At 31.7% G+C, this 17,115-nt stretch carries 15 protein-coding genes and 1 tRNA gene; 2 read left to right on the top strand and 14 right to left on the bottom strand.

What is annotated here, in order from left to right; all coding sequences use genetic code 11:
- Positions 1-116: 116 nt before the first annotated feature.
- Complete coding sequence (locus tag ACWJKE_RS13140; RefSeq protein ID WP_253198110.1) at positions 117-866, bottom strand: acyl-[acyl-carrier-protein] thioesterase; 750 nt, start codon at positions 864-866, stop codon at positions 117-119.
- A 282-nt stretch (positions 867-1,148) separates the two neighbouring features.
- On the opposite strand from ACWJKE_RS13140, the gene ACWJKE_RS13135 reads away from it, so the two are divergent.
- A complete protein-coding gene (locus tag ACWJKE_RS13135; protein ID WP_165411817.1) occupies positions 1,149-1,742 on the top strand; it encodes an ECF transporter S component in 594 nt (197 codons plus the stop codon).
- Positions 1,743-1,799: 57 nt separating this feature from the next.
- Here ACWJKE_RS13135 and ACWJKE_RS13130 read toward each other — a convergent pair whose 3' ends face one another.
- The 5 genes from ACWJKE_RS13130 to ACWJKE_RS13110 form a co-directional block, all read right to left on the bottom strand.
- Positions 1,800-1,985: a DUF1858 domain-containing protein gene (locus tag ACWJKE_RS13130; protein ID WP_216302157.1), complete on the bottom strand. Its 186-nt coding sequence runs from the start codon at positions 1,983-1,985 to the stop codon at positions 1,800-1,802.
- A 203-nt stretch (positions 1,986-2,188) separates the two neighbouring features.
- Entirely contained in the window at positions 2,189-3,475 is a 1,287-nt protein-coding gene (locus ACWJKE_RS13125; protein WP_216302158.1) for an adenylosuccinate synthase, read from the bottom strand.
- A 139-nt stretch (positions 3,476-3,614) separates the two neighbouring features.
- Complete coding sequence (locus tag ACWJKE_RS13120; protein WP_216302159.1) at positions 3,615-5,027, bottom strand: NAD(P)/FAD-dependent oxidoreductase; 1,413 nt, start codon at positions 5,025-5,027, stop codon at positions 3,615-3,617.
- A 220-nt stretch (positions 5,028-5,247) separates the two neighbouring features.
- Positions 5,248-6,210 (bottom strand): 3'-5' exoribonuclease YhaM family protein, encoded by a 963-nt coding sequence (locus ACWJKE_RS13115; protein ID WP_462958868.1) that lies wholly within the window; start codon positions 6,208-6,210, stop codon positions 5,248-5,250.
- Between the two features lie 279 nt (positions 6,211-6,489).
- A complete protein-coding gene (locus ACWJKE_RS13110; protein ID WP_462958867.1) occupies positions 6,490-7,668 on the bottom strand; it encodes a C40 family peptidase in 1,179 nt (392 codons plus the stop codon).
- A 510-nt stretch (positions 7,669-8,178) separates the two neighbouring features.
- Between ACWJKE_RS13110 and ACWJKE_RS13105 the strand changes: the two genes are divergently transcribed.
- Positions 8,179-8,337: a CopG family transcriptional regulator gene (locus ACWJKE_RS13105; protein ID WP_165411823.1), complete on the top strand. Its 159-nt coding sequence runs from the start codon at positions 8,179-8,181 to the stop codon at positions 8,335-8,337.
- Positions 8,338-8,932: 595 nt separating this feature from the next.
- Here the strand turns inward: ACWJKE_RS13105 and ACWJKE_RS13100 are convergent.
- The 8 genes from ACWJKE_RS13100 to ACWJKE_RS13065 form a co-directional block, all read right to left on the bottom strand.
- Positions 8,933-9,008: transfer RNA gene (locus tag ACWJKE_RS13100), tRNA-Thr, on the bottom strand.
- Between the two features lie 19 nt (positions 9,009-9,027).
- On the bottom strand, positions 9,028-9,354 hold the full coding sequence (locus tag ACWJKE_RS13095) for a TM2 domain-containing protein (RefSeq protein WP_216302162.1): 327 nt from the start codon (positions 9,352-9,354) through the stop codon (positions 9,028-9,030).
- 144 nt (positions 9,355-9,498) lie between these two features.
- Positions 9,499-9,876, bottom strand: coding sequence for a hypothetical protein (locus ACWJKE_RS13090; protein ID WP_216302163.1), 378 nt, complete (start codon positions 9,874-9,876; stop codon positions 9,499-9,501).
- A 2-nt stretch (positions 9,877-9,878) separates the two neighbouring features.
- Positions 9,879-10,934: a ParM/StbA family protein gene (locus tag ACWJKE_RS13085; protein WP_216302164.1), complete on the bottom strand. Its 1,056-nt coding sequence runs from the start codon at positions 10,932-10,934 to the stop codon at positions 9,879-9,881.
- A gap of 345 nt (positions 10,935-11,279) precedes the next feature.
- The gene (locus ACWJKE_RS13080) at positions 11,280-12,611 is read right to left on the bottom strand and encodes a replicative DNA helicase (RefSeq protein WP_216302165.1); all 1,332 of its coding nucleotides are present in this window, start codon (positions 12,609-12,611) and stop codon (positions 11,280-11,282) included.
- A gap of 91 nt (positions 12,612-12,702) precedes the next feature.
- On the bottom strand, positions 12,703-14,607 hold the full coding sequence (gene lonC, locus ACWJKE_RS13075) for a Lon family ATP-dependent protease (protein WP_216302166.1): 1,905 nt from the start codon (positions 14,605-14,607) through the stop codon (positions 12,703-12,705).
- Positions 14,608-14,677: 70 nt separating this feature from the next.
- Positions 14,678-15,121 (bottom strand): 50S ribosomal protein L9, encoded by a 444-nt coding sequence (gene rplI / locus ACWJKE_RS13070; protein ID WP_216302167.1) that lies wholly within the window; start codon positions 15,119-15,121, stop codon positions 14,678-14,680.
- Positions 15,121-17,112, bottom strand: coding sequence for a DHH family phosphoesterase (locus ACWJKE_RS13065; RefSeq protein WP_216302168.1), 1,992 nt, complete (start codon positions 17,110-17,112; stop codon positions 15,121-15,123). Before ACWJKE_RS13065 ends, rplI begins: the two co-directional genes overlap by 1 nt.
- Positions 17,113-17,115 lie beyond the last annotated feature (3 nt).

Raw genomic sequence — 17,115 nt, 5'->3', positions numbered from 1 at the left:
CTGCACTTCTTATTTCAATTCACGTCCAGAGAAATTTCATACTATATCGTACATACTAAGATGTATCTAAGAGGTATGTCGAATAATACAAAAACTACTTGTGATTAACGATTTTCTTATATCCAAGTACTTTCTAAGAGAGTCAGCTCAGTTCCCTCTTCATTTATAATTTTATGTCTACATATTATCTTATCTTCTTCTCTTATAACCTGCGTGCTTACCTTTATGGTCTCTCCGTATGTTGTTTCCTTGATGTAAGTTACCTTAATATTCCTTAGTTCGTAGTTTAATACTATATCCTTAGGAACTGTTTCTAAAGCCCAAGCAACATATTTAACATTATTTACGTGCATATTCGTGTCAATATCACTATACCTAACTTGAAAGTTTTTCTCGCTATGCACTGTAGTTATTGGTACTATATCCTCAATGTCTATGGGTGTATTATTGCTATCATCTATACCATAAGCCTCATACATATCTTTCGTAATCCTTATTGGTCTTCTTCTGTCTGTATTTATTAAAATCCACACAGAACTCGCATGTCCTATTTTATTCCCTTTCATATCAATAATTTCATATTTCCTGTATGCATAAAATTTATTGAAAGAATGTGCAAAAGTTCTAATCTTTATAGTTTCATTTAATAAAGGATACGACTCCATTGTTATGTCCCATTTATATAACACCCAAGCTGATTTATTCTCTTTAAGATGTTCTATGCCAACTCCAAGCACTTCACTTTGATACATTGCCATATCACCAAGATAATCTATAATGCTTGTCATCAAAGCTCTTTTATGAATATCTACTTCATAATAATGAATATTATAATCTCTATCTGTAACCTCTGGCATTTTGCCCATAATACCCCTCCTATATTTCTCATGAGTACATAATATAATAACTATTAATTTCTACGCTTCTTAGTTTTCTTCATACTTAAAATAATACCAAACTAAACCAACACAGTAAACATTAACTGTATAGTATTAACATAAAGTTTGTTAAATTTTTATTTATCTATGTAATTATTATCAAAATAGTGTTAAAATATTGTTGTCAGTATTCATTATGAAACTGAACTATAAATAAGGATTATGAATAGGACGACTTATATCCTTATGGAATAAGAGCGGGGGGAACACATGATTAATAATAATTCTATTAAACTTAGAAGAATAAAAACAAGTGAACTTACAACTATTGGTATGCTATCAGCTATTTGCATCGTACTTGGTTTAACTGGATATGGCTTTATTCCACTTCCTGGTGCCAAAGCTACTATCATGCACATTCCCGTTATTATAGGATCAATAATAGGTGGCCCTATGGTAGGAATGACTATTGGTTTAATATTTGGGATGTTTAGTATTATGCAAAACATAACAACTCCCAATTTACTCTCTTTTGCTTTTATAAATCCTTTAGTATCTGTATTACCAAGGGTTCTTATTGGTCTTACTTCTTACTATGTTTATAAACTAATCCACGTTAAAAATGATAGCCTAAGGATTGGACTCGCGACCGTTGTTGGTTCGCTAACTAACACTTTTGGGGTTCTTACTATGATATATGTTTTTTATGCGGCTAAATTCGCTGCTTCTAAGGGCATAGATCCATCTATTGCTGCAAAGACTATTTATGGTATAGGTATAATAAATGGTGTTCCAGAGGCCATCATAGCTACTGTAATTACAATACCTGTTATCCTCGCCATTAAGAAAATAAAGAAAAGATAAAAAGATAAAAAAATAAAAAAACAAGACACTTAGCAAATGCTAAGTGTCTTAATTTTTTTATGCATTTAATGCAGTCATTAATTCTTCCAAATTAAGACCATGAACCATTGCTGCTTCTTCTAATGTTTCAGCTTGCGCTGAAGGACATCCTACACAACCCATTCCAAAGCTCATTAATACTTCAACTGATTCTGGATTTTGTCTTACAACTTCACCTATTGTCATATCTTTAGTAATTTTCATATTATATACCTCACTTTATGTTAATTTAACCCTAATTCTCATTATATTTTATATGCTTAAATTTTACTAGTACGCACTTTTTTAATCTATAGTATGCACTTGTATACCTTAATATATATTTCCTACAATAATTATAATTCCCTATAATATAAAAACCATACATATAAAAAAAATATCTTTTGTATAATATGCATGTCTATATGCTATATTTCAGTTAACACCATTGTTTGATCTCTTTTAGGTCCTACTGAAACTATGGAAACTTTAACTCCTGTAAATTCTTCAATTTTCTTTAAGTATATTTTTGCATTTTCAGGAAGTTCTTCATAGCTTCTTGCATCAGCTATCTTTTCATCCCAACCATCAAACTCTTCATATACTGGCACGCATTTAGCTAAATCCTCTAAACTTGCTGGGAAATAATCTATAACACTACCTTCAAATTTATATCCTACACAAATTTTAATTTTTTCAAGTCCTGCTAAGGTATCTATTTTAGTTACAGCAAAGCTAGTAAGTCCCGAAACTCTTGCTGCAGTTTTTAATATAACAAGGTCAAGCCATCCACATCTTCTTGCTCTACCTGTTGTTACTCCAAATTCAAAACCTTTTTCGCGAATCCAGTCTCCTACTTCATCATCAAGCTCTGTTGGGAATGGTCCTTTTCCTACTCTTGTAGTATAAGCTTTCGCTACTCCTACAGCATTTGTTATCATAGTAGGTCCTATTCCTGCCCCAACACAAACTCCACCTGCAATAGTGTTTGATGAGGTTACAAAAGGATATGAACCATAATCTATATCAAGCAACGTTCCTTGTGCTCCTTCAAATAAAACATTTTTTCCAGACTTTATTGAATCGTAAACTTTAACTGATATATCTTTTACAAAAGGTCTCATTCTTTCTGCATACTCTAGGTACTCCGTATATATTTTATCAAAATCTAAAGCTTTTCCACCCAAAACTTTTGTTATTATATCATTTTTCATTGATAAACTAATTTTAAGCTTCTCTTTAAAAACATCTTTTTTCATTAAGTCACAAACTCTGATTCCACTTCTTTCAAACTTGTCAGTGTAACAAGGTCCTATACCTTTTTTTGTAGTTCCGATGTCATTTTTACCTCTAGCTATTTCATATAAATTATCTAACTCTTTATGATATGGCATTATAACCTGTGACCTATCACTAATTATTAATCTTTCTGGAGTTATTTTTTCGCCTAGTGCTTCTAAGTAGTCAATTTCTGTAAATAACGCTTCTGGGTCTACAACCACGCCATTACCTATTACATTCAATTTATCTTTATATAATATTCCTGATGGTATTAAGTGAAGTTTATATTCCTTTTCTCCTACAACTACTGTATGACCTGCATTGTTTCCACCTTGGAACCTGACTACTACGTTAGCTCCCTCAGCAAGATAATCTGTCATCTTACCTTTACCTTCATCTCCCCATTGGGCTCCTAAAACTATAAATGCTGACATATAAATTCCTCGCTTTCTTTCAGTTCACAATAAAATTTCTTAACTACTACCGTTAAGAACTTTTATTGTCTTCTATGTTTACTTCATGTTGAATTATACACTTTTAATATTCATATAACCAATTATTTAGATTAAATTCTTAGTCTTCTTTCTGAGCTATGTCTCTTGCTACTACAACTCCTGTTGTAGATGCTTGCATTAGACCTCTAGTTATTCCCGCTCCATCCCCTATTGTATATAAATTTCTAACAGATGTTTCAAACTTATCATCTGTACTAATCTTACTAGAATAAAACTTCACCTCAACTCCATATAGCAATGTGTTTTTGCTATATAAACCTGGTGCTATCTTGTCAAAAGCCTTTAATGCTTCCACAATAGACGTTAAGTGCCTTTGTGGTAATACAAAGCTTAAGTCACCTGGTACTGCTGATTTTAAAGTAGGCGTCGTAGTTGATTTACCTAATCTGTCATAATCTGTTCTTCTTCCTTTTAGTAAATCCCCGAGTCTTTGAACCATTATCCCTCCACCAGTTAACATATTACCTAGCTGAGCTATATATTTTCCATAACCTATAGGTTGATTAAATGGCTCAGTGAAAGTAGTAGATACAAGCATCGCAAAATTTGTATTAGTTGTTCTAAGCTTTTGGTCGGAGTAACTATGACCATTTACAACTGCAATCGTGTTGCCATCATAATATTCCGCTGACACTACTCCCCCCGGGTTCATGCAAAAGGTCCTAACCTTGTTATCAAATGTATCAGAATAATATACTAATTTTGCTTCATATAAGTCCTTTGTTAGATGATCCATAACAGAATTAGGTACCTCAACTCTTACTCCAATATCTACTGCATTATTAGTAACCTTAATATTATGTTTTTTAGCTTCATTTGAAGCCCATTCCGCTCCACCTCTACCCGGCGCCGCTACAACATACTTTGCATTAACCTTAAACACACCATCTTTATTCTTTAATAATACTCCAGTAGCCTTATTATCTTCTATTAATATTTCTTCCACTTCACTAAGTTCTATAAATTCTGTATTTGTATTATCAACTAAATGATGGTACATAGATTTTAAAACTTCATAGGCAAGTTCTGTTCCTAAATGCCTTACTGGACATTCAACAAGACGAATATTGTGCTTACTTGCTTCATATTTAACTTCGTCAACTTTGTCACTATTAATCCCATATACCTTCTCATTTGCTCCAAATTTTATATATATATCATCGCAATACTTTATTAATTTTTTTGAATCGTCTTCAGAAAAATATTCAAGAAGTCTTCCCCCCACCTCAGGGCTTAGAGAAAGCTTACCATCTGAAAAAGCTCCAGCACCTGCCCAACCAAACGTTATCCCACAAGGATTACATTTAACACACTTTCCTGTGTCTCTAGCTGGACATTTTCTTTTTTCTATATTTCTTCCCTTATCAACTATAAGTACACTAAGTTCGGGTTTTTTATTAGAAATTTCTAGTGCCGTAAATATGCCCGCTGGTCCAGCTCCTACAATAACTACATCATAAAAATTTTTCATTTCATATTCCTCCTTGTATTACTCTGTAGGAAATAAAAACTATTAATGGTTACCATACTACTTAATGATATCAGAGCAGTATAAACCAGTCAATATAAAGTGCGAATATTAATAAATTATTTTAAGTAATAGTTCGTATATACATTGTTTATCTAAAATAAAAAATACACTTACCCATATTGAATAACTGTATTTTTCTGTTAAATAATTTTCCTTAAGACTATTTATTAACAAAACTTTTATAAACATTTATATTATCTAGAGACCTTATTCTTTCTGAAAATTTGCCTTCCTTTGTATCCCCTAAAGCCTTATTCATATCATACATTCTTGCATCCATTATATCTAAATGATGTAGCATTTCCGCTTCTGGTATCATAGGTTTTTTAGGGCTCCCATATTCTGCTTCATAATGATGAGCTAGCACCATATGCTGTAACAACATAGATACTTCAGTATCTGCTTTAACCTCAAGACTCGCCGTTTCTATCATTTTAATTCCTTGAACTATATGACCTAAAAGTTGACCCTCTACTGAATACTCGCTTACAATTCCAAGTTCACTAGCATTCATTTCATATATTTTGCCAATATCATGAAGTATTATACCTGCATATAGCAAATCCGTATTTAGAAAGGTGTAAATTTCGCTTAATTTTTCTCCTGCCTTAAGCATGGTGGTTGTGTGATATAACAGACCCGATCTTATAGAGTGATGGTTAGACTTAGCAGCTGGATAATGCATTAGCTTTTCCTCATTATGCCCTAAAATATTGGTAACTATATTTTGAATATCTATATTTTTGATTTTAGATAAATAATTTAAAATATCATCATACATTTTTTCTGGTGAATACGGTGCCACTGCAACATAATCACAAATGCTTACTCCATCTTTTTCCTCAGTTAGTCTTATCGCTTCAACTTTTAATTGAAGCTTTCCTCTCCACTCATTTACCGTGCCCTTAATTTTCACTAAGAAGCTTTGTTTAAATGTATTTTCTAATTTTTCATTCCATTCCCAAAGTTTTGCATTTATATCACCGGTGGCATCCCCTAAATTAAAATCCAAATATTTATTTGTGTTACTGTTGTTGGAAACCTTGCTATCTACAGATTTTATAACATAAAAACCTTCAATCCTATCACCTTTCTTCATTCCACTTATCTTCTTCATTTCCATATTTATCTCCTTATATTGTAATAAACTTATTATATCTAATACATTATGCCGATACAAGTGCTTAATATCTCTATGTCAATCAATTAAATTACATAACTTTAATATACCTTTTAATTATACATCAATATTGTTTGTAAAATTTAGAAATCCTTAAGTTAAGAAATATTTTTAATTCTTTTTTAATTATGATAAATTGGATATAAAAAATGAATGTATGATTTAATAAAAATCATACATTCATTTTTTATATTAATTATTCCTGGTTTATATTAAATATACTTATTTTACTACTCTTTTTCCTATTATAAAATTACTTTTATAATATCCAGTTAATTCAGATATTTTTACAACATCACCAGTTTTGGGAGATTGTACAAATTTATTATTACCAATATATATTCCCCCGTGAGATGCTTGGGAAGGCGATGCTGGATTTGTCCTAAAGAATACTAAATCACCTTTTTGGAGACTATTTATATTAACTGAGGTACCTATATTTATTTGGTCCATAGTCGTTCTAGGTAAATTTATACCTATGTTTTTATAAGCATATTGTATAAGACCTGAACAATCAAAACCCCCACTTACATATTTGCCATTAGAATTAAACTTCGCTGGTGTTGTACCACCCCATAAGTATGGCATTCCTAAAAACGTGTTTAACTGCGAGATTAAACTCTCTATGTTTTTTGTTGCAGTACCTTGTTGTCCATTTGAGTCATTTTCTATGACATCACCTCTACTTGGAGTGTCATTACCTAGGCTTACGTATGTTTTAGCTATATATCCCCATTGTCCATTATACTTGATTTTATAAAAATCATTTTGTGTTCCATACAAATCCACTTTTGCATTTATTTTTATTGTGCCCATGATATTATTACCCATAGACGCCGTTTTTCTTACATTTAAACTTGATGCTGTAATATTACCAATTCCAGTAATCACACTGCTTGTACTATCTGTGTTTGAATCCTGTGCTGTTGTAGCTTTCACATATTGCTCACTTACATAACCTGTTTTGCCACCATAATTTATCTTACAAAAACCATTTGATTTTTCATACATTGTCACTTTAGTTCCGCGTGTAATAACATTAGCAACAGAATAATTTATCCCGAATCCTGTTCTTACATTTAAATAATCTGTTGTTACTGTTCCTGACGTCCCCGCTCCATTTGTTGTACTCGTAGAACCAGACGTATTTGCCGATATTTTTATATATGAGCTATGTACATATCCAGTTTGTCCTTTATAATTTATTTTATAGAATTCCCCTTCTTTACCAAGTGTCTCTACCTTCGCATTTCTCGCAAGAGAAGATATAATTGATGATGAAATTGATGATTTTTGCCTGACATATAATGAACTTGCAGTCACCGTTCCATTATCAGCGAACACAACATGTGAACCCGCCATAGTTAATAACATTGCTATAAAAGCTACTCTTTTTTTCATATGCTTACCTCCTATATTTTAAATGAATATGAATTATCGAAATATGTAAATTATTTCTAATGTAAATGTTTTATTTTTTTCTCCTAGAGTTTTACTTGCATTTTTAGTCTCTGCAATATTTTCCAGGAAATATTTTGAGAATTTAGCTTGTCTACTTATTATAACTAGTACTATTCATATTTTTACATCAATCTTCCCCTTTAATTTAAGACTAATACCAATGTCACAAATTTTTCCTTTTTTTTGTACAATACCATTGTAACAGAAAGTAATAATTTTTTATATACATATAATTTATAAAAAACCACTGATTTTCATGACTTTTACCTGTATTCCACTTATTAAATCAAATAAAACGAGGATATAATTATACAAATAATCTTTATATTTCTCAATTCAATTACGTGGTAATATTTGTTAAAATGTATTATAATTATTATTGTGTTACAACATTCTATTTAGCATCTATGAGCTTATTTTATGTAACACGAATCTTGCGAGGTGATAATTATGCCCAGAGGAAGAAAGAAAATTGAAAATTCTAAAAGTGAATTGATTCATGTGAGAATAAGTGAAGAACTATCAAATGCCCTAAAAAGTTTTTGCAAGGCAAGTAATATAAATAAAAGTGAAGGAATAAGACTCCTCCTTGAAAGTATTCTGAAATAAATGCTACACTAAAAAAGTAGTTAAGATATAACTCTCAACTACTTTTTTACTATCCTTTTAAATTATAATCCTCGGTGCTTCAACAGCTCCGAAGGAGCTGCATTAACGACTTCAGAAGTAAATTTATACTCCCGCTGAAGTTTTCTCTTTGTCATGGTAATCAACTCCCATTTATGGGAATATGAGAATTTTCTTCTGAAATATCGTTAAAAGTTCTTGCCACAAGCAACAATTCGTTTGTTACCTTTTATTAATTTACTTTTATCTACTCCAACTTTCACTTTTATCTTTTTCATTTATATTCAACCTCACCTTATATATAATTACACTTCTAGTGCTAATAAAACACGATTGTTTCCTCTTATTTGTTCTGTCTATCAGTATTATTACCCAATATATGTAATATTAATCAATCCGTTAAATATAAAAGCCTGGAGATAGATTTCTTTACCCCCAAGCTACGTTTTACTATATTTCTATTCATACTATGCCACTTTATAACTCACCGTCTGTCTACTTTTGCTCTGCTGAACGTACAAAAAAGCACCAGCAGTTATGCCAGTGCTAAAAAATATTTGTTTCCATATTACAAACTTGGAGCTGAAAAAGGGGATCGAACCCTCGACCTACGCGTTACGAGTGCGTTACTCTACCAACTGAGCTATTTCAGCATATACAAAACAATTTAAACTAATACCTATACATGTTTTTATTTAGTTGCAACCCATTTATATCTTTAAATGAATTAGTAGCAATCAAAATAATATCAACTAACACCCATATTCCAAAACCACCAAAGGTTAAAATCATTAAAATTCCCGTACCTATTTTACCTACATAAAATCTATGAATACCAAATGCCCCAACAAAAATACACAGCAATAAAGCAACTAACCAGTTTTTTTCACTAATAATCCGTTCACCAGTCGTATTAGGTTGAATTAATAAATTAATCCCACATATTTTACAAAAATTAGAGCTATCTTCGTTTTGAGATCCACAACTAGGACAGAACATTAGATCACCCTTTTTAGCTTATTTTGAATGCCTTTCTTATATTTTATCATATATGGTATCATTTTACTATATGTATGGGCTAAGTGTTTTTAAAATAATTATGATTCTTAAAGTAAAAAGGAGTGACGAAAACGCCACTCCAAGCTATAACGACATATCTTTCACACAATTAAGTTTTTTCATATACTCACTTTCAACAGAATCTATATCCCTCTCATTTGATTTTTTGACAATAACTTCATCGTTAATTTGTGGAATTGAATTTGGCATAGCACCTTTAAAAAGCTCTCCAACTATATTACCTATATAATTTTTAACTTCAGGGTTATCTAAAATATTTGCAATATCTACTGTATCTAGCTTCTTAACTTTGTTGCCGTAGTCCCTGTAAAATCTCAGAGCCTGCTTTATAAGTTTAGAATTATTAATACCTTTCTTCTCCATATTGCTCACATAATTAATTAAGTCTTTATCTGTTTCCTCTCCTAGATTTGATGATACAGTTTTACGGAGTGCTCCCATAATTATTGACCTGCTACTGTAGTTGCAGCAACTTCTTTATTTCCATCTAAGTATTCAAGTACTAGCAATTCTTTATATCTTTCAGCGAACAGTATAGAATTTGCACATTGAGGGTTTTTATTATCTATGAGCTTTGGCTCAGTTTTTATGAACTCTGTTTGTAAATATTCTAGTAGTAACTTTGCAGGTCCACCTATTATTCTTATATCTTTACAAGTATTTGGTTTAAAAGAGCTATTAATTGAACTTATTGCTTTCTCCACATATGGTTTTAATACTAAATCTTTAATGTCTTTTAATACATTTGCTTCCCCAAAAGGTAGTTCGTCATCTTCTAAATATTCGATAGCATCTGATATATCATAATTACCATCAGATCCGTCAGCAGAGTTGAACTTAGTGAGTAATGCTTCTATTGTTGGCTCAAACCCATGTTGTGCAAAACTACTAGCCTTAGTCATCCCAAGCACCTTGTTACCAAATTCATCTTTCTCATATTTCCAATGAGATACATCTAAAGTACCACCACCAAAGTCAAGTAATAACATTGGATAAGTAAATGTTTCCATGGTTTCAGCACTTAATGTACCTCCTTGTTTAAATACTTGTACATCTATTATTTCTATATCATATGTTATATTATTTATTGTTATAGATTGTTTTTCCATCTTCTTTATTTCATTTTTAAGTGGAATACTATGGTCTATATAATATTCTGCGGGAAGTCCCACAGCGAGTCTTACCTTTATTTTAGTTTCCCCCTTAAAACTTAGTGCAATAGCGTTAAGCAGGTTTAACTTATAATGATCGGACATGTATTTGTTAGATTCCATGTTAAGCTTGCCTTCTTTATTACCTACGGTGTATAACTTTCCATTCCAAGTGATGTTACTTATTCCAGTAGCCCTAGAACCATGCTTGCTTACGGCAGACACCCTACTAGCAAAAGTTACATTGGTACTTGTTTTTGTAAATGTATTTCCTATGTCAACAGTTAGTACAGATTCTAACGCTTTCTTTAATATAGGATATTTTTTTGATATCTCTGTTAAGTTCATTTATTTTCCCTCCTAAATTTTTCTAATTGTTCCTTATCGGTATATATTCTATATTATGTATTAATATCCTTCTTTTGTAATGAAATATTTATAAATATATTTATTAACCTATTTATAGATGTTTATCTACATACTTGTAAATATATAGATATATATATTTATATATCTACAAATGTAAACATATATATATCTACATTAAAGAAATGTCCTTAATAGCTCACTAGTCATATCAACGTCTCCCACACTATATATACATAAATAAAAATAGGATAACAAAATTTTATAAATTTTGTTATCCTATCATAATTTATCTAGATTAATAGATAAATCTACTTTAGTGTATTCTTACTCTCTATGAATTACATCAAGTCTTGCAAATTTACTGAATTGGCCTATCCATGCAAGTTTTACTGTGCCTATAGGACCATTTCTTTGTTTTGCTATTATAAGCTCTGCTACATTTTTATCTTCCGTTTCCTCATTATAATACTCATCTCTGTATAAGAACATAACAAGGTCAGCATCCTGCTCAATAGACCCTGACTCTCTAAGATCAGATAACATAGGCCTATGGTCAGTTCTTTGCTCTGGAGCACGTGATAGCTGTGATAATGCTATAACAGGGCACTGCATCTCCTTTGCAAGAGCTTTAATAGATCTTGATATTTCTGATACTTCTTGCTGTCTGCTTTCTGTATTGCTACCAGTCATAAGTTGAAGATAATCTATAACTATCAGATCTATGCCATGCTCCATTTTTAATTTTCTACATTTTGAACGCATATCCATAACAGAAGTTCCTGCTGTATCATCAATGAATATTTTAGCAGCAGCAAGCGGTCCGGATGCTTTCGCTATGTTTTCCCAGTCCCTATCTTCCAAATCACCATGTCTGAGCTTTGACATGTCAACATTTGCTTCTGAACAAAGCAGTTTATAAGAAAGTTGTTCCTTAGACATTTCCAGGGAGAATACAGCTACACTTTTCCCTTGCCTAAGAGCTGCATACTCTGCTAAATTTAGTGCAAAGGTAGTTTTGCCCATAGACGGCCTTGCAGCGATAAGAATCATATCACCCTTTTGAAATCCAGCGGTTTTATCATCAAGTTCTGGGAACCCACTAGATATTCCTGTTGTTTCCCCTTTATTATTAAATATTCTTTCTATTTCTAAGAACCCTCGCTCTAGAACCGTGTTCATTGGTTCAAAGTCACCCGCATTTTTTTTCTGTGATATGTTAAATACTTTTTGCTCTGCAAGATCCATTACAGCTTCTACATCATCTTGCTTATTATAACAATTTTCCATAATCTCAGTAGAAGCTCTAATAAGTTTTCTTAAAGTAGATTTATCTTCTACAATCTTTATGTACGAACTTAAATTAGCTGTGGAGGGTATTGAGTTACTTATCTCTGAAATATAAGTAATTCCCCCTGATGCTTCTAACTTTTCAGAAGAACGTAAATGCTCGAGTAAAGTAATCATGTCAATAGGCGTGTCTTTTTGATATAAATCAAAAATAGCGCTAAATATACCTTTATGGGAATCTCTGTAAAAATCATCACTTTTTAAAACTTCTACTACTCGTGATATCGCGGTTTTATCTATAAGCATTGATCCAATAACTGATTGTTCTGCTTCTAAATTATAGGGTAAACTTCTAAGAGGTGTATCCATTTTTTTATCTCCCCTAAAGTAATGTTTTATGCCCTGCTAAAAATACATCACCGCAGGTGATGATTTAACAGGGCCATTAATTATAGTTAATTTATTTTATTTCAAACACTAATTTCATTAGCTCTTCAATGTTTGATGATGTTTTTATTTCAATATCTTTAAGGTCAATAGGAACTTCCTTTTCATTATCACTCGGAACTATAACTAGCTTAATTCCCTTTCTTCTTGCCCCGTAAATTTTTTCAAATATGCCACCTACTGGTTTTATGATACCCCGAAGGGATATCTCTCCAGTTACTGCAACATCCTGTCTTACAGGTTTGTCTAAAAGAGAACTGATTATACATACAGTTATAGCGGCTCCAGCCGATGGTCCATCAATTTTACCTCCACCTACTATATTTACATGTATGTCATAATCCTTAATATCTTTATTTGTTGTTTTTCTTATTACGGATGCAGCATTAAACACTGAGTCCTTAGCCATGCTTCCAGCAGTATCATTAAATCTTACTTGACCTTTACCTTTTTCCTTGGCTTCAAATACTGATGTTTCTATTTCTATAGTTGATCCTATATATCCCGATACCCCAAGTCCATATATGTGGCCAACTTCAGATTTAACTTCTTTATCTAATTCCTCATAGGGAGATAGTCTACTTATAGATATAATATCTAACAAGTCCTTAACCTCAATTTCAACTTGAGACGCATCCACTGATTTTCTATTATGCAGTACAAATCCATAAGCATCTGCTAAAATGTTTATAGCTTTTCTTCCTTCAATAGTATATCTACCAATAGTTTTCGCAACGCCATCTCCTATTTTAACTCCTAATTTATTCGCAGCATTTACCACTATATTTTCTATATCCATAGCAGTTAATGGTTCAAAATAAACTTCAGTACATCTTGATCTTAATGCCGGATTTATTTCTGATGGTTCCTTGGTAGTAGCTCCTATTAAAACAAAATCTGCTGGAGCACCTTTATCAAATAAATATTTTATATATTTAGGTGTGTTTTCGTCTTCAGGATCATAATAAGATGATGAAAACTCAACTCTTTTATCCTCTAACACTTTAAGTAATTTATTTTGAAGTATACTATCGAGTTCACCTATTTCATCAATAAATAGTACTCCGCCATGAGCCTCTGTTACAAGACCTGTTTTTGGCTCTGGAATCCCACCCTCAGCTAGATCTCTTTTACTTCCCTGATATATCGGGTCATGTACAGATCCTAAAAGTGGATTTGTTATTTCTCTTGGATCCCACCGTAGTGTTGTACCATCCACTTCTACAAATTTAGCATCTTTATGGTAAATTGTATAACTTAGCTTTTTAGCTTCCTCAAGAGCAAGCCTCGCCGCAGTAGTCTTTCCAACTCCTGGTGGCCCATAAAGAATAATGTGTTGAGGATATGGCGATGCCATTTTAGATAACAGAGATTTTATAGCTCTTTCCTGACCAACTATTTCACTAAAACTCTCTGGCCTTAACATAGCTTGTATATTTTTAGTAAGTTTTCTACTATCAAGTTCTTCTAAATCCGCATATTTTTTAAGTGTTTTAGCATTTTCAGGCCCTTTTTGTTTCTTAATTATTCCAAGTCTTACTTCATCAATATACTTATCTTGCTTTTCCATTAGATTTTTTTCTACTTCAGCTTCAATCTTATTTTGCACATATCTTTTAGCTATTTCATCAGTCAACCATTCATTAGTATCATCTAGTGCTTCTTGTATATTTTTTTCATTAGGCACTATCTCTATACCCTTACCATTGCTGATAATTTTATTTAAAGCGAATAACCTTCTATAGATACTTTCACTTTTAATGTGCTTCTGAAGTTTAAATTTTATAGTTTTAGACTTTATAGTGCCTTCATCTAGTACATTCCTCATTATTTCATATAAAACGTCTATTTGTGTGTCCAGAGGTAATGCATCTCTTTCAACCTGTTCTCCAATTTGATTAACTAATAATGTCTTCAAACGTAATCCGCTTTAATAAATATGATTATCATTTATTTACTAAAGCGTTTCCTCCCTTCGGTTTATATAATTATTCCTCACAAACAAGAACTTTTATCTTAGTAGATATTTCTGGATATATTTTAATTTCTACTTCATAAGTTCCTAATAATTTTATTGTATCTGTTACTATTTTCTTTTTATCAATATCTAAATTGCATTGTTTATTTAACGCTATTGCTATATCTTTAGTTGTAATCGCACCAAAAAGTTTTCCATTCTCTCCAGCTTTACCAATTATTTTTATAACTTTATCTTTAAGTTCATTAGCTGATTTCTGTGCATCCTCAATTTCAGATGTTTTCTTTTTTCTTTCAATATCATTTTTTTTATTTAATATGTGCATATTTGAGTCTGTAGCCTCTTTAGCTAATTGCCTAGGAAATAAAAAATTCCTCGCATATCCATCTGCAGCGTTTATCACGTCGCCCTTTTTACCTGTGCCTTTAATATCCTTTAATAATATAACCTTCATTATTTTTCGCCCTCCTTTAAATATTCATCTATAGCTTCATTTAATTTCACCACTACTTCTTCAAGTTTCAGTGAAGTAAATTTCGTACCAGCCATAGTCATATGTCCGCCTCCCCCTAATGTCTCGAGTATTAACTGTACATTTATTTTCCCAAGAGACCTTCCACTAATAAATACTTCATCTCCTGTCTTTACAATAACAAACGACGCTTCGATACCAGTAATATTTAGAAGTTCATCCGCAACTTGGGCAGCTAATACAGTATCCTCTATTAGTTCTGGACAAACGGCTACAGCAATTTCATTTTTAACTTTCGCTGATCTTATAATATCAGCTCTTTTCAAATAAATACTCAAATCATCAGAAAACATTTTTTTAACATCCATAGTATCTGCACCATGACGCCTTAAAAAAGCTGCTGCTTCAAATGTCCTAACTCCCGTTTTAAAAGAGAAATTTTTTGTATCCACACATATTCCTGCCAAAAGACTTACCGCTTCTATATGTTTAAGTTTAGGCTTGTCAACCATATATTGAATCATCTCAGTAACTAATTCAGCAGTAGATGATGCGTAAGTTTCCATATAACTCAGGACTGCCCCTTGTATAAAATCTTGTGACTTTCTATGATGGTCAATTATAACTACTTTTTCTACCTCTTTAACTATTTCTAAATTTTGAACATGACTTTCATTGTGCACATCCACTAATATGATTAGGCTATTTGAATTTTTAACACTTTTAAATTTTTCACTTGTTATAAAAGTATTTTTGTATTCTTCATCTGCAAGTATTATATCCATCATGCTTTTTATACCGCTATTTATTCCTTCGAGAATAATATAGCATTCTTTGTTTGATTTTTTAATAATACTATATAGACCTATAGCCGAGCCTAGACAATCAGGATCAGCATTTTTGTGTCCCATAAGGAAAATTGTGTTACTCTCATTTACTAAATCCATTAATGCATGAGCTATAACTCTTGCGCGAACCTTAGTCCTTTTCTCAACTTCCTTTGTTTTCCCCCCAAAGAAAGATAATTTTTCACCTTTTTTCACAACTGCTTGATCACCACCCCTGCCTAAGGCAAGTTCCTTAGCTGATGTAGCAAATTCATAGTTTTTAAGTGGTGTATCTTCTCCCCTACCAACGCCCACACTTAAAGTAACTGCGAGTTTATTACCATTACTTATTTCGCGAACACTATCTAGTATATCAAATTTCTTTTCTATTTCTTTTTCAATATACTTATCTTGGACTATAATAACATATTTATTCGATGTATACTTTTTTACCACCGCATTTACACTCTGTCCATAGCTGTTTATTGTTCTCTCAATCTCTGCTACAAGTAAAGGCGCCTTATCTTCTTCTGTAGTTTTAACAACATCATCAAGGTTATCAACTTCCACTAGCATAACGCTTTCCCTATTACCGTTAATGCCTTTTATTACACTGGTTTTTTCCGTTATATCATAAAAATATAAAAGCATAATCTTATCTTTAACATTTTTATTCTCGTTTGTATCAACAATATTTGTGTAGATTTCATACCATTTATCTTTTATTTTAATATTTGGAAATATATTCTTTTTACCCTCTAAAACTTGCTTTAGATTTAGTTCCTTAATTATATCTCTAATATTTTTATTTAAAAGATCTTCCCCTTCAAGCATTGTAGTTACACTTTGATTATACCATAATATATTTCCCATATACCCTATTATTATTAGTGGAAAAGGAAGTTTTACTAAGGTGCTTGTGGTTGCTATATCCAGTTTAGATGAAAAATTTTCAATGAATTTTTTCCACTCATTTTTTTTAACCTTAGAGTTGTAGATATTATACACTACTAGTATCGCGTATAGTCCCAGTGTTAAAATTCCCACTTCAAGGTGTCCGTAATAAAATATTATACATATGAGTAGGGCCATGGTCACCATATATATTTTATTATTAACACTAAAATAATTGTATTTATTCTCCATAAT

This window comes from Clostridium sp. CM036 (assembly GCF_055081135.1).
This window is presented reverse-complemented; position numbering and strand designations above follow the sequence as displayed.

What these genes read in the sequence shown, in the direction of transcription:
- ACWJKE_RS13140 (WP_253198110.1), bottom strand. Translation starts at nt 866, where the DNA reads ATGGGCAAAATGCCAGAGGTTACAGATAGAGATTATAATATTCATTAT.
- ACWJKE_RS13135 (WP_165411817.1), top strand. Translation starts at nt 1,149, where the DNA reads ATGATTAATAATAATTCTATTAAACTTAGAAGAATAAAAACAAGTGAA.
- ACWJKE_RS13130 (WP_216302157.1), bottom strand. Translation starts at nt 1,985, where the DNA reads ATGAAAATTACTAAAGATATGACAATAGGTGAAGTTGTAAGACAAAAT.
- ACWJKE_RS13125 (WP_216302158.1), bottom strand. Translation starts at nt 3,475, where the DNA reads ATGTCAGCATTTATAGTTTTAGGAGCCCAATGGGGAGATGAAGGTAAA.
- ACWJKE_RS13120 (WP_216302159.1), bottom strand. Translation starts at nt 5,027, where the DNA reads ATGAAAAATTTTTATGATGTAGTTATTGTAGGAGCTGGACCAGCGGGC.
- ACWJKE_RS13115 (WP_462958868.1), bottom strand. Translation starts at nt 6,210, where the DNA reads ATGGAAATGAAGAAGATAAGTGGAATGAAGAAAGGTGATAGGATTGAA.
- ACWJKE_RS13110 (WP_462958867.1), bottom strand. Translation starts at nt 7,668, where the DNA reads ATGAAAAAAAGAGTAGCTTTTATAGCAATGTTATTAACTATGGCGGGT.
- ACWJKE_RS13105 (WP_165411823.1), top strand. Translation starts at nt 8,179, where the DNA reads ATGCCCAGAGGAAGAAAGAAAATTGAAAATTCTAAAAGTGAATTGATT.
- ACWJKE_RS13095 (WP_216302162.1), bottom strand. Translation starts at nt 9,354, where the DNA reads ATGTTCTGTCCTAGTTGTGGATCTCAAAACGAAGATAGCTCTAATTTT.
- ACWJKE_RS13090 (WP_216302163.1), bottom strand. Translation starts at nt 9,876, where the DNA reads ATGGGAGCACTCCGTAAAACTGTATCATCAAATCTAGGAGAGGAAACA.
- ACWJKE_RS13085 (WP_216302164.1), bottom strand. Translation starts at nt 10,934, where the DNA reads ATGAACTTAACAGAGATATCAAAAAAATATCCTATATTAAAGAAAGCG.
- ACWJKE_RS13080 (WP_216302165.1), bottom strand. Translation starts at nt 12,611, where the DNA reads ATGGATACACCTCTTAGAAGTTTACCCTATAATTTAGAAGCAGAACAA.
- rplI (WP_216302167.1), bottom strand. Translation starts at nt 15,121, where the DNA reads ATGAAGGTTATATTATTAAAGGATATTAAAGGCACAGGTAAAAAGGGC.
- ACWJKE_RS13065 (WP_216302168.1), bottom strand. Translation starts at nt 17,112, where the DNA reads ATGGAGAATAAATACAATTATTTTAGTGTTAATAATAAAATATATATG.